Raw genomic sequence first — 13496 nt, forward strand, 5'->3', positions numbered from 1 at the left:
CCTTTCGCCCGTCACTTCTCGCGGAAGGCACGCATGAACTGGTCGTGCAGCGGTTTCAAGAGGTACGACAGCATGGTGCGGTCGCCGGTCTGGACAAAGGCTTCGACCGGCATGCCGGGGATCAGCTTGGAATCGCCCAGCCGGGCGACCTCTTCGGCGGACATCGACACGCGGATCGTATAATAGCTCTGGCCCGTGCGCTGGTCCGTCGTGACGTCGGGCGAGACGCGACTGACGACACCGTTGAGCTCGGGTGTGGTGCGCTGATTGAAGGCGGAGAGGCGCAGCAGCGTCTTCTGGCCGATCTGCAGCTTGTCGATATCGACCGGATTGACCTTGGCTTCCACCTGGAGGTCGTCTGTCTGCGGCACGATCAGCATCAAGGTGTCGCCGGCGGTGACGACGCCGCCGACGGTATGCACCGTCGATTGCAGCACCATGCCGTCCTGCGGGGCGCGGATGTCGACGCGGCGGAGCTGGTCCTCGGCCGCGACCTTGCGCTCGATCAGCTCGCCGATCTTGTCGTTGGTCTCGCGCAGATCCTTGGAGACCTCGCTCACCATATCCTTGTCGACCTGAATGATCTGCAGCTCGGTCTCGGTGATCTTGCCCTTGGCCTGCGCCCGCGAGGCGATGTATTGCGCGCGCTCGCCGTTGAGGCGGGCAGAGTCGCGCTCCAGCGTGGTCAGGCGCGAGATCTGCACCAGGTGCTTGTCATAGAGATCGCGCACACCGGTGAGTTCTTGTTGCACCAGGGAGATCTCCTTGTCCTTGGCCGTCTCCTGTGCGACGAGCCCCTCGATCTCCTCATTGAGCTGTTGGATGCGCTCACGCAGCTGCGCCTTCTGACCGGCGCGGCCGTTGACGCGGACGTCGAACAGCTTGCTCTCGCTGTCGATCAGCACCTTGACATCGGGATCGTTGGCACGCTCGAGCAGCGATGAAGGGAACTCGATCTTGTCGAGGCCGCGCTGCTCGGCTTGAAGCCGCGCCGCGCGCGCCTGCGCGGCGTCGAGATTCTTGGTGACGATGGCGAGATTGGCCCTGGTGACGGTGTCGTCGAGCCGCACCACGATGTCGCCAGCCTTGACCACGTCGCCGTCGCGTGCGCGCACCTCGCCGACCACGCCGCCGGTCGGGTGTTGCACCTTCTTGACGTTGGACTCGACCACGATCTGGCCCGGCGCGATCAGCGCTCCCGAGATCTGCACCGTCGACGCCCAGCCGCCGAGGCCGACGCCCAGGAACGCCACGATTCCGAGGCCGAGGACCAGATGAAACTTGATCGAGTCCCGCACGCCCTTCTTCGCGGCAGGCTTTGTCCCGCCAACCGTCATCGTGCTCATGCTTTCGCCACTCCGCCTTCGCTGACGACCTTGATGGGCGTGGACGGCGCGACGCGGGACTGGAGTACCTGAGCGAGCACCTGCTCCTTCGGACCGAAGGCCTGCATCCGGCCGTCGCGGAGCACCAGGATCTGGTCGACCGCCTCGACGCCGATCGGCCGATGCGCCACCACGATGACGATGGCACCGCGCTCGCGCACACTGCGGATCGCGCGCGTCAGGGCCTCGTCACCCTCGGTGTCGAGATTGGAGTTGGGCTCGTCCAGCACGATCAGGAAAGGATTGCCGTAGAGCGCACGCGCCAGCGCCACGCGCTGGGCCTGGCCTGCGGAAAGCGAGGCGCCCTGCTCGCCGACCTGCGTATTGTAGCCCTCGCGCATCTTGATGATCATCTCGTGCACGCCGGCTTCCTTGGCCGCGGAAATGATGCCGTCGGAAGTCGCCTCCGGATCAAAACGGCTGATGTTCTGCGCGATCGTACCACCGAACAATTCGACGTCCTGCGGCAGATAGCCGATGTAACGGCCGAGCACGTCGGACGACCATTGATCGAGCGCCGCGCCGTCGAGCCGGACCTTGCCGCGGACCGGGTGCCAGACGCCGACCAGCGCGCGGATCAGCGAGGATTTGCCGGAGCCGCTGGGTCCGATCACGCCGAGGCCGTTGCCGGCTTCGAGCGCAAAGTTGATGTCCTGGACGATGAGGCGCTGGTCGCCCGGGGCCACCATGGCGACGCCTTCGACCGAGAGGCGGCTGGTGGGCGCCTGCAATTGCGTCGGCATCGCCTGCGCCGGCATCTGTTCCAGAAGGCGGCTGAGGCGATGCCAGCTCTGGCGGGCCGCGACGAATGATTTCCAATGCGCGATCGCGAGATCGACCGGCGCCAGCGCGCGGGCAGACAGGATCGAACCCGCGATGATGATACCGGCGGTCGCCTCCTGGTGGATGACGAGCGTGGCGCCGACCGCGAGCACTGCCGATTGCAGCATCATGCGCAGCACTTTTGCGATGGCGCCGAGGCCGCCGGCGACGTCGCTCGCACGCTGATTGCCGGAGAGATATTTTTCGTTGGCCTCGCTCCAGCGCTGGTTGAGCCGGCCGGTCATGCCCATCGACACCAGCACTTCGGCGTTGCGGCGGCTGGACTGGGCGAGGTCGTTGCGCTGCGCGGCAAGGCTCATCGCCTCCTTCGCCGGCCGGCGGGACAGGAACTCGGTGACCAGCGTCAGGCCGACCAAGATGACGGCGCCGACCAGCGCGGTCAGGCCGATCATGACATGAAAGGCGAAACAGATGCCGAGATAGAGCGGCAGCCAGGGCAGGTCGAAGAATGCCCCCGGGCCCATGCTGCCGAGGAAGGAACGGACATTGTCGAGGTCGCGCAGCGGCTGTAGCCCCTCGTTGCGGCTGCCGACCCGCAGCGGCAGGCGGACGATGGTGTCGAACACGCGCTTGTTCAGCGCCTCGTCCAGCGCGGTGCCGACCCGTCCCAGGATGCGGCTGCGGATCATGTCGAGCACGCCCTGTGCCATATAGAGGCCAGCGGCGAGGACGATCAGGCCGACGAGTGTCGGGATGCTGCGGCTCGGCAGCACCCGGTCGTAGACTTCCAGCATGAAGATCGACCCGGTCAGATAGAGCAGGTTGATCATGCAGCTCATCAAGCCGACGCCGACGAACGCCGTGCGGCAGGCACGCAGCGCGTCACCGAGCTCTGAACGGCGGAGGCCGGGAACGGCTGCCATCAGTCTGATCTCTTTCGGGTGAGGGGCAAAACCCCTGAATTCAAAGGCAAATCGAGGCGTGCTCGCCCCGGACTAATATCGCGTTCTCCCCGCGGGTAACGCAATCGAATTCATCCGGGCCTTCGCCACATCTACCCCGGACCGTCAGTTGCGCAAGTCCGGTTTTTCACAGTCTTTGCGGCTTTTTCTGGCAAAGACGGCGCCTCTCCCCGGCAACGGGAGAGGCGCAAGGTCGATCGAACGGCTCCCTGGCTAGAATCGGCCGCCGCCGCGCACCAGCCGAACCACCAGCAGCAGGATGACGGCGCCGATGGCGGAATAGATGATCTCCGAAACCAGCCCGAGGCCGAGGTGGATGCCGAGCTTCGGGAACAGGAAACTCGCGACGAACGCGCCGGCGATGCCGATCACGATGTCGCCGATGATGCCGAACCCGCTCCCCCGCACGACCTTGCCGGCGAGCCAGCCGGCAACCAGGCCGACGAACAGGATGATGACGAGGCTTTGACCAGAAATGTACATAAGTTGACGTCCCTCTCCGTGAACGGGGCCATGGAACCGGAACCGGGATGAATGCTGTCTGAATGGTGTTCCCGGAGCGACGGCTCGCGCCGGAAAGGCGAAAACAACCCCATGCACAGTAGCAACGGATCCGACGGCGGGCCCGGGATGGATTCTGACAACGCCATGCCGCCGTGAAGGATTTTTGGAGGAAGGCGCCTCAGTTCGCGAGCGCGTTCTCGGCTAGTTCACGACCACCGGTCCGGCCAGCACGCACCTTGTCGCCCTCCCCGGGCCGACCTCGACACTGTCAGGCAATCGCTCCAGACAACGCTGCTGGACGAGCTTGCAGCGGGGGGCGAAGGAGCAGTTGTGGGGCTTTTCGACCAGGGACGGCGGCGTACCGGGGATGGTTTCGAGACGGGCGCCGCGCTTGGCGCCGTGGATGGTCGAGGCGAGCAGGCCCTTGGCGTAGGGGTGGACCGGCGAACGGACGATGTCGCGCAGGCTGCCCTGCTCCACGATCTGGCCCGCATACATCACGGCGACGCGGTCGCAGATCTCGATCGCAACACCGATGTCGTGGGTGACGAAAATGACGGACATGCCGAACTCGCGCAGCAATTCGCGCAGCAGCAGCAGGATCTGGATCTGCACGGTGGCATCGAGCGCCGTGGTCGGCTCGTCCGCCAGCAATATCTTGGGACGGCAGGCGAGCGCGAGCGCGATCATGGCGCGCTGGCGCATGCCGCCTGACATTTCGTGCGGATAGGCATCGAACCGCCGTTTCGCCGAGGGGATGCGCACGACCTCGAGCATCTCCAGTGCCCGCGCCCGCCCGTCCGCAAAGCTCTTGCCTTCGTGACGCACGACGCTTTCGGCGATCTGCGCGCCGATGGTGTAGACGGGATCGAGCGCGAGCGCCGGCTCCTGAAAGATCATCGACACGGCCCGGCCGCGGTACGACGACAGCTCCTCGTCGTGCATGGCGAGCACGTCGCGACCCATGACGTTGACGTGACCCGTGATCTGCGTGCGCTTCTTCGGCAACAGCCGCATCAGCGCACGCAAGGTCACGCTCTTGCCCGAACCGGACTCGCCGAGCAGGCCCAGCACCTCGCCATCGCCGAGCGAGAGACTGAGGTCGTTCACGGCGTGGACCGTACGTTCGCCGGTGAAGCGGATGTTGAGCCCTGAGATCTCGACGAGCTTTGTCATGACGGCAGTTTGGGCAACCTCTCGTGATAGTCGGTGACGCGCTGGAACGCGGCGCCGATGGTGAGCAGGGTCGCCTCATCGAAGGAGCGGCCGATCAGCTGCATGCCGATCGGCAGGCCGCTTTTGGCGAAGCCGGAGGGCATGGTCAGCGACGGCAGGCCCAGAAAGTTCACCGGACGGGTGAACAGCGTCAGCCGCTGCAACAGCGCCGGTGCGTTCGGCCCGCCGCCGACGTCGCTCTCCTCGATCGTCGGCGCCGGGACGGGCGATGCCGGTGCGATGATCGCGTCGACACCTGCGGCGGCCGCATTGTGCGCGGCGAGTGCCGGGCCACGCCAACGCATCGCCTCGAGATAGGTGACGGCGGGAACCGCGAGGCCGTTCTGGAGCCGCATCAGCGTCTGCGAACCGTAGTCCTGCGGCCGTTCGATCATCCAGCGCTTGTGGAAGGCGGCAGCCTCGGCTGCCAGCACGAGCTGGCTGGCGGAAGACAATTGCCGCTGGTCCGGCAGCTCGACCTTGACGATGTCGGCACCGTCACGCTTGAGCACCGCAATGGTCTCGTCCAGCACGCGCGCGACCTCGCTGTCGAGATCGTCGACATAGTACGATGCGGGCACGCCGACTTTGAGGCCCTTCAGCGAGCCTCTGGTCGCGCCGACGTAATCCGACAGCGGTTCGTGGCTGGCGGTCGAATCTTCGGGGTCCGGGCCGGCCATCAGCGCCAGCAGCAAGGCGCAGTCTTCGGCGGTGCGCGCGAGCGGCCCGACCGTGTCGAGCGATTGCGACAGCGGCATCGCACCGGCGCGGCTGACGCGACTCCAAGTCGTCTTCAGACCCGTGACGCCGCAGAAATGCGCGGGGCATGCGGATCGAGCCGCCGGTGTCGGAGCCCAGCGCCGCAAAAGTAAGCCGCGCGGCGACCGCCGAGCCCGAGCCAGAGGACGAGCCGCCGGTGATATGCGCGACGTTCCAGGGATTGCGCACCGGACCATAATGGGCGTTGTGCCCGGTCGGCCCATAGGCGAACTCGGCCAGATGCAGCGTGCCGAGCCTGATCTGGCCGGCATCCTTGAGCCGCTGCAGGGCGGTCGACGTCACGGTCGGCACGAAATCGCGGCGGATCCGCGAGCCGCAGGTCGCGACCTTGCCCGCATCGTAATACATGTCCTTGTGGGCGAGCGGCACGCCGTGCAGCGGACCACGCAGCTCGCCCTTGGCAAGCTCGGCATCGGCGGCATCGGCCGCCTTCAGCGCGGCTTCGGGCTCGACCGACATGAAGGCGTTGAGATGCGGCTGCCACTGCGCGATGCGATGCAGCAGCGCGCGTGTGACCTCATGCGAGGAGACCTGCTTCATCGCGATCGCACGCGCGACCTCGGTGAGCGTCATCAAGGCAGGCTCAGCGCTCATTTCGACACCTTCCGGGTCTGCGCAAGCGGATAGAGCGCGGGCTCGAGGTCGAACGGCAGCGTGCCGGCGATGGCGGCAAAGCCTTCGAAGGCGGGTCCGATGGAGTTGGAGATGCGCGTCGCGATCTCATCGTCCAGGGGAATACCGGCGATCCGTGCCGTTGCCTGGATTTCCTTTGTCGTCGGTCTCGTCATGCGGTTTCCTCTTTGGGCGCACGGCTATGGCCTGATCCCGGGATGGCCATGTAGCAGGCGGCCTCGTGCCCCATATTATCGAGCGCGGTGAGCTTTGGTGTCGCATTTGCGCAGAGCGGCTCCGCAAACGGACAACGGGTGTGGAAGCGGCAGCCCGCAGGCGGATCGATCGGATTGGGTGGATCGCCCGAGATCGGCGGCTTCTCGGTGCGCCTGTCAGGATCAGAGGACGGCATCGCTGCAAGAAGCGCGCGCGTATAGGGATGCGCAGGCGCATCCCAGACCTGGTCGACCGGGCCGAGCTCGACGACCTCGCCGAGATACATCACCAGCACCCGGTCCGAGATGTAGCGGACGACGTTGAGGTCGTGGCTGATGAAAAGATAAGTCAGGCCGAATTCGCGCTTGAGATCGGCGAGCAGATTGAGCACCTGGGCCTCGACGGATTTGTCGAGCGCCGAGACGGCCTCATCCAGGATCACCAGGCGCGGCGATAGCGCCAGCGCGCGTGCGATGTTGACGCGCTGCCGCTGGCCGCCCGAGATTTCGTGCGGATAGCGGTTGGCGAAGTTTGCAGGGACCAGACCGACCTTGCCGAGCAGCTCGCGGGCCAGCGCGTGCGCCGCACCATGGGCCATGCCGTGCACCTTCGGCCCAAACGCGATCGATTCCTCGATCGTCAGGCGCGGATTGAGTGAGGCGTAGGAATCCTGGAACACCATCTGCATGCCGCGGCGCAGATCGCGCAGCGACAACGACCGTCCGACGGTCATGCCGTCATAGATGATGTCGCCGTCATCGCGCGACATCAGGTGCATCAGCAGCCGCGCGGTGGTGGACTTGCCGCAGCCGGACTCGCCGACGATGCCGACCGTCTCGCCCTTGGCGACGGAGAAGGACACATTGTCCACGGCGCGAACGGTCCGCTTGGCGGCGAACAGCCCGCCACGCACCGGAAAATGTTTTGTGAGACCGCTGACCTGCAGCAACGGCTGCGCGAGGCCGCCGCGGTCTTCGACCTGCCCCAGCATGGCGACGGAAGTGTTGGTCTCGCTCATCGCCGCGGCCTCGCACCTCTCCCCGTCGGGGAGAGGTCGCGCCGAAGGCGCGGGTGAGGGGGCGCGGCAAACTCGACGGAGCGTAACCCCTCACCCGGATTGCATGTTGCGATGCAATCCGACCTCTCCCTTCGGGAGAGGCGTGGCACCGACGTCGCCGCGCTCAGATCGTCTCTCATGGTCTCAGTTCCTGATGTCCATGGCGCTGCGCAGTCCGTCCGAGAGCAAATTGAAGCAGATCGACACCGCGAAGATCATCGCGCCCGGAAGCGCTGCGACCCAGGGATTGACGTAGATCGCGGTACGAAGCGTGTTCAGCATCAGGCCCCATTCCGGCTCCGGCGGCTTGGTGCCGAGGCCGAGGAAGGACAGACCGGCCGCCAGGATCATCGAGACCGAAATGAGACTGGTCGCATAGACGAAGATCGAACCGAGCACGTTGCCGAGGATATGCACGCGCATGATCGTGAATGGCCCCGCACCCGAGGCGCGCGCGGCTTCAACGAAATCCATGTTGCGCACGCCGGTGGTGACGCTTTCGGCGACACGGGCGATCTGCGGCACGAACACGATGGTCAGCGCTACGATGGAGTTGAGGATGCCGGCGCCGAGCGCGCCTGATATCGCGATCGCCAGCAGCACGGAAGGGAAGGCGTAGAACACGTCGACCGTGCGCATGATCGCGGTGTTGAGCTTGCCTCCGACATAGCCGGCAACGAGGCCGAGCGAGGTGCCGATGCCGAAGGCGAGAATGACGGGCAAGATGCCGATGACGAGCGAGAGCCGGCCGCCATAGATCAGCCGCGCCAGCATATCGCGGCCAAGCTCGTCGGTGCCGAGCGGATAGCCCGCCGTGCCGATGTGGCGCAGGCGGCGGATCATCGAGCCCTTGTAGGGATCCTCGAGCCCGAGCCAGGGTGCGAGGATCGCGGAAATGAAGATCAAGAGCAGCACGATGGCGCAGGCCATGCTGACCTTGTCGCGCAGGATGCGACGGGCAACCGTCGCCCAATAGCCGCGCGCCTTGGTCGCGGGCGCAGCCTGGAGCGCGGCTTCGGTGGCGGCGGACAAAGGGAGCTCGGTCATCGGCTAGCCCCCGCAAAATTTTGGTTCGGTCGGTGCAAGCCAAGGAGGCGGTGCACCTCTCCCGCTTGCGGGAGAGGTCGCGCCCAACGGGTCGCGCCGAAGGCGCGCCCGATGACAGGCTCCGGCGCGGGTGAGGGTTTTCTGCTCTTGGGGGTTCTCGCGAGAGGAAACACCCTCTCCCCGCCCCTCCCCCGCAATCGGAGGACGGAGCGCACCTCCCGTGGAGCTACAGCTCGGCTCATCGCGCTAGCCCCGCTTGATGCGCGGATCGATCGCAGCTTGGGCGATGTCGACCAGCAGATTGAGAAACACGAAGAACAGCGCCAGCACCAGTATCGTGCCCTGCAACAGCGGCAGGTCGCGCTGGAAGATCGCGGAATTGAGCAGGAAGCCCGAGCCCGGCCACGAGAACACGGTCTCGATCAGGATCGAGCCCCCGAGCATGTAGCCGAGTTGGAGCCCCATCACGGCGAGCGCGGTGGGCGCGGCATTCTTGATGACGTGACCGAACACCCCTCGTTCGTGCAGACCCTTGGCGCGTAGCGCCTCGACGAAATCCTGGCTGAGAATGTCGCCGGTGAGCGCGCGCACGCTGCGGGTGACGATGCCCATCGGGATCACCGAGGTCGTGATCGCCGGAAGCACCAGATATCTCAGATGCGCCCAGTCCCAGGCCCAGGAGTTGGAGCCGTTCGGCCCGGCGCCGACCGCGGGCAGCCAGTTCAGCTCCACCGAGAAGATGATGACCAGCACCATGCCGAGCCAGTAGTGCGGCACCGAGACACCGGCGATGGCAAAGAACGTCGCGAGCTTGTCAATCCAGGTTTCGCGGAAATAGCCGGCGATCAGCCCGAGCAGGACGCCCATCGTGAAGCCGATGATGGCCGCCGCAATCGCCAGCGTGACGGTGTTGCCGACCGCGCGCATGACCTCGGCGAGTACGGGCCGGCCCGTCGCGATGGAATTGCCGAGATCGCCATGAAGGGCACGCAGCAACCACAGCCCGAACTGCACCGGCAACGGCCGGTCGAAACCATAGGCGGCACGGAGCTGCGCGGCGAGCTCCTGCGAGGCATCTGCGGGGAGCACCGCAACGAGCGGATCGCCCGGTGTGATGTGCACGAGCAGAAAGCACACCAGCGCGACGCTGATGACGATCGGGATGACATAGACGATACGTCTGGCGATGTAGGCGAGCACTGACTTACCTGACGTGATGTCGCACGATACGAACGCGGGCTTCCGTATGGAGCGCGAGATGGGAGCGTTCCCTCCCCCCTTGTGGGGGAGGGTCAGGGAGGGGGGTGGCCACAGAGGGACTGCCCGTGTGAACCCCCTTCCCCAGCCCCTCCCCACAAGGGGGAGGGGAGCCCTACCAGCGTGCTCGCCTCACTTCACTACTGCATCGAAATCGGCGAGAAATCGATGAACCAGCTCTTCGGCTGGATCACCCCCGTGACCTTCGGGCTCATGGCGCGGGGCCCGACGTCGTGGGCGACATAGAGAAAGGCTGCGTCGTCGACGGAGGCCGCGTGCAGTTCAGCGAGTGCGGCGTCGCGCGCGGCGGGATCGAAGGTCTGCCGCGCCTTCTTCACCAGCTCGTCGAACTTGGGATTGTTGATAAAGCCCCAATTGTTCGAGACCGGCGGGGCCATGCTCGATTGCAGGAAGCGCACCAGTGCGAAGAACGGATCCATTGCCGCATAGGTGACGTTGGTCGCGTTCGAGCCGTTGGCTGAGGGATCCTTGGCGCCGCGGCGCCAGTTGGTGAACAGCGTATTCCACTCAATGACATCAAGCTGCACGTCGAAATAACATTCGGCGAGGGCCTGCTGCAGATATTCGTTCATGGGCAGCGGCTGCATCTGGCCCGAGCCCGACGCCGAGGTCTGGATCTTCACCGTCAGCTTCTTGTTCGGACCAAAGCCTGCTTCCTGCATCAGCTTCTGCGCGGCCGGCTTGTCGTACTTGATCTCGAAGGTCGGTTTTCCGCGCCAGGGATGGCCGGGCTCGAAGGTGCCGGTCGCCGGCACCATGAGCCCTGCCAGCAAGCCATCCTTGAGGCCTTCGCGATCGACGCAGAGGTTCGCAGCCTTGCGGACGCGGATATCGTTCCAGGGCGAGCCTTCGACGCGCGAGAATTGCCACGGCCAGACATGCGGCTGCTCGTTGGCGTAGAGCTTGAAGCCGCGCTGCTTGAGCTCGGGCAGCGCATCGGGCGCGGGCGCCTCGACCCAATCGACCTGCCCGGAGAGCAGCGCCGCGGTGCGCGCGTTGGCTTCCGGCATCGGCAAGAGCACCATCTTGTCGATCTTGGGCACGCGCGCCTTGTCCCAATAGTCAGCGTTCTTGACCAGCTCCAGCCGTTCGCGCGGCGTGAAGCTTGCCATCTTCCACGGGCCGGTGCCCGCGGCGTCCTTGGCAAAGGCGGTCCAGCCGGCCTGCGACTTCGCCTTGGAGTCAGCACCTTCCGCCTTGTCGTAGAAATGCTGCCACTTCGCCGGGCTCGCCATGAAGAGGTTGGTGAGGTTGATCGGCAGGAAGCTGTCGGGTTCCTTGGTGGTGAGCTCGACCGTCATGTCGTCGATCTTCCTTGCAGAAGCCAGCGTCGGCATGCGCGAGGCCGTGACGCCGACCTGGCTGGCGTCGAATTGCGGGGCGTCCTGCTTCAGGACCTTGTCCACGTTCCACACCACGGCATCGGCGTTGAACGGCGTGCCGTCATGGAAGGTGACGCCCGGGCGCAGCTTGAAGATCCATTTGGTCTTGTCCGCATCATCGACCTTCCACTCGGTCGCAAGGCCGGGGATCACCACGCTGGCCTTGTCCGCCGAGGACAGGTCCCAGCCGGTGAGCGCGTCATACATGGTGACGCCAGTGAAGCGGTTGCCCTCAAAACCCTGATCAGGTTGACCGAGCGTGCGCGGAATGTCGGCAGCCGTCATGCCGATGCGCAGCACGGTCTCGGCGCTGGCCGCGTGCGGCCAGGCCGCCGCAGTCGTCAGCGCCAGCGCAGCAATCAGTGCTGCGCGCGCAGTTGTCTTGATAAGCATAACCCCAGTCCTCTCAATGAAATCGCTGATTAATTTTGATGCAAACGTATGCAATGGCTATGCCAAGGAGAAACTTATTCTGCAAATTAGCTCTGCGACGACAAGTCCTTGTGATCGCGGGAATGCAGCGCAACCAAAACTGCCTATTCTGGCATCAAGATTGCACGTTAGGCCCCACCTATTCTGGGAGCTTCGGGCCATGCGAATCCTCAAATCGACCTGTCTCGCGGTGCTTGCACTGGCATTATTCTCGCTCCCGGCGCGCGCCGAAACCGTGGTGCGCTATGGCATCTCGATGGCGGATATTCCGCTGACGACGGGCCAGCCCGATCGCGGCGCCGGGGCCTATCAATTCACGGCCTATACGATCTACGATCCGCTGGTGGCGTGGGAGATGGACGTGGCCGAACGCCCGGGCAAGCTGGTGCCGGGGCTCGCGACCGAATGGAAGGTCGACGTTTCAGACAAGACCAAATGGCGCTTCACCCTTCGCAAGGGGGTGAAGTTTCACGACGGCAGCGAGTTCAACGCCGATGCGGTGATCTGGAATCTCGACAAGGTGCTCAACGACAAGGCGCCGCAATTCGACAAGCGGCAGAGCGCGCAGGTGAAGACGCGGCTTCCTTCGGTCGCGAGCTACGCCAGGATCGATGACTTCACCGTGGAGGTCACGACCAAGACGGTGGACTCCTTCTTCCCCTATCAGATGCTGTGGTTCCTGGTGTCGAGCCCGGCGCAGTATGAGAAGCTCGGCAAGGATTGGGACAAGTTCGCCAGCCAGCCCTCCGGCACCGGCCCGTTCAAGCTGACGAAGCTGGTGCCGCGCGAGCTCGCCGAGCTCAGCAGGAATCCGGACTATTGGAACGCCAAGCGCATTCCGAAGGTCGACAAGATCGTGCTGGTGCCGATGCCGGAAGCGTTGACCCGCACCAACGCGCTGCTCGCAGGCCAGGTCGATCTGATCGAGACGCCGGCGCCTGATGCCGTGCCGCAGCTGAAGGCCGCCGGCATGAAGATCGTCGACAACGTCACGCCGCATGTCTGGAATTATCACCTCAGCGTGCTGCCGGGCTCGCCCTGGACCGACATCCGCCTGCGCAAGGCACTGAACCTCGCGATCAACCGCGACGAAGTCGTCGGCCTGATGAACGGACTTGCGAAGCCCGCGAAAGGACAAGTGGACCCCTCGAGCCCGTGGTTCGGCAAGCCGACCTTTGAATTGAAGTACGATCTTGCCGCAGCGAAGAAGCTGGTGGAGGAAGCCGGCTATTCGAAAGAAAAGCCGCTGAAGACCACCTTCATCATCGCGCAGGGCGGCACCGGCCAGATGCTGTCGCTGCCGATGAACGAATTCCTGCAGCAGAGTTTCAAGGAGATCGGCATCGACATCGACTTCAAGGTGGTCGAGCTCGAAACGCTCTATACGCATTGGCGCAAGGGCGCGGCCGACGAGATCAACGCCGGCATCACCGCCAACAACATCGCCTATGTCACCTCGGACCCGCTCTATGCCATCGTCCGCTTCTTTGCCTCCGACCAGATCGCGCCTGTCGGCGTCAACTGGGGCGGCTACAGGAATCCCGAGGTCGACGCGCTGATCAACGAGGCCAAGCAGACCTTCGACACCGCCAGGCAGAACGATTTGATCGCGCAGGCGCATGCGCTGATCGTCGACGACGCCGCGCTGGTCTGGGTGGTCCACGACACCAACCCGCATGCGCTGTCGCCGAAGATCAAGCAGTTCGTGCAGGCGCAGCACTGGTTCCAGGATCTGACGACGATCGGGGTGGAGTGAGGCGGCGAGCACAGACATCGTAGGGTGGGTTAGCCGCAGGCGTAACCCACCTCTGCTCCCAGCCGCGGAGACAGAAGAGGTGGGTTA

10 protein-coding genes and 1 pseudogene are annotated in these 13496 nt (G+C 64.9%); 1 reads left to right on the plus strand and 10 read right to left on the minus strand.

Going from position 1 to position 13496, the window contains the following annotated elements:
• Positions 1-11: 11 nt before the first annotated feature.
• The 10 genes and pseudogenes from ACVW16_RS15090 to ACVW16_RS15135 form a co-directional block, all read right to left on the minus strand.
• Complete coding sequence (locus tag ACVW16_RS15090) at positions 12-1346, minus strand: HlyD family type I secretion periplasmic adaptor subunit (RefSeq protein WP_456699970.1); 1335 nt, start codon at positions 1344-1346, stop codon at positions 12-14.
• Positions 1343-3091, minus strand: a complete 1749-nt coding sequence (locus ACVW16_RS15095; protein WP_456737076.1) for a type I secretion system permease/ATPase — start codon at positions 3089-3091, stop codon at positions 1343-1345. Before ACVW16_RS15095 ends, ACVW16_RS15090 begins: the two co-directional genes overlap by 4 nt.
• A gap of 252 nt (positions 3092-3343) precedes the next feature.
• Entirely contained in the window at positions 3344-3613 is a 270-nt protein-coding gene (locus ACVW16_RS15100; protein ID WP_456737075.1) for a GlsB/YeaQ/YmgE family stress response membrane protein, read from the minus strand.
• A gap of 222 nt (positions 3614-3835) precedes the next feature.
• On the minus strand, positions 3836-4810 hold the full coding sequence (locus ACVW16_RS15105; protein ID WP_456802369.1) for an ABC transporter ATP-binding protein: 975 nt from the start codon (positions 4808-4810) through the stop codon (positions 3836-3838).
• A pseudogene (locus tag ACVW16_RS15110) lies at positions 4807-6223 on the minus strand (amidase). Before ACVW16_RS15110 ends, ACVW16_RS15105 begins: the two are co-directional and overlap by 4 nt.
• A complete protein-coding gene (locus ACVW16_RS15115) occupies positions 6220-6417 on the minus strand; it encodes a hypothetical protein (RefSeq protein ID WP_456699975.1) in 198 nt (65 codons plus the stop codon). The pseudogene ACVW16_RS15110 and the gene ACVW16_RS15115 overlap by 4 nt, the downstream one beginning before the upstream one ends.
• Positions 6414-7475 (minus strand): ABC transporter ATP-binding protein, encoded by a 1062-nt coding sequence (locus tag ACVW16_RS15120; RefSeq protein ID WP_456737072.1) that lies wholly within the window; start codon positions 7473-7475, stop codon positions 6414-6416. The genes ACVW16_RS15115 and ACVW16_RS15120 overlap by 4 nt, the downstream gene beginning before the upstream one ends.
• A 183-nt stretch (positions 7476-7658) precedes the next feature.
• Complete coding sequence (locus ACVW16_RS15125) at positions 7659-8561, minus strand: ABC transporter permease (protein WP_456699977.1); 903 nt, start codon at positions 8559-8561, stop codon at positions 7659-7661.
• Between the two features lie 246 nt (positions 8562-8807).
• Positions 8808-9761, minus strand: coding sequence for an ABC transporter permease (locus ACVW16_RS15130; protein ID WP_456738843.1), 954 nt, complete (start codon positions 9759-9761; stop codon positions 8808-8810).
• A 197-nt stretch (positions 9762-9958) separates the two neighbouring features.
• Positions 9959-11614 (minus strand): ABC transporter substrate-binding protein, encoded by a 1656-nt coding sequence (locus tag ACVW16_RS15135; protein ID WP_456737070.1) that lies wholly within the window; start codon positions 11612-11614, stop codon positions 9959-9961.
• 199 nt (positions 11615-11813) lie between these two features.
• On the opposite strand from ACVW16_RS15135, the gene ACVW16_RS15140 reads away from it, so the two are divergent.
• Positions 11814-13409, plus strand: coding sequence for an ABC transporter substrate-binding protein (locus ACVW16_RS15140; RefSeq protein ID WP_456737069.1), 1596 nt, complete (start codon positions 11814-11816; stop codon positions 13407-13409).
• Positions 13410-13496: the final 87 nt, after the last annotated feature.

The sequence above is a fragment of the Bradyrhizobium sp. USDA 4474 genome (genome assembly GCF_054057515.1).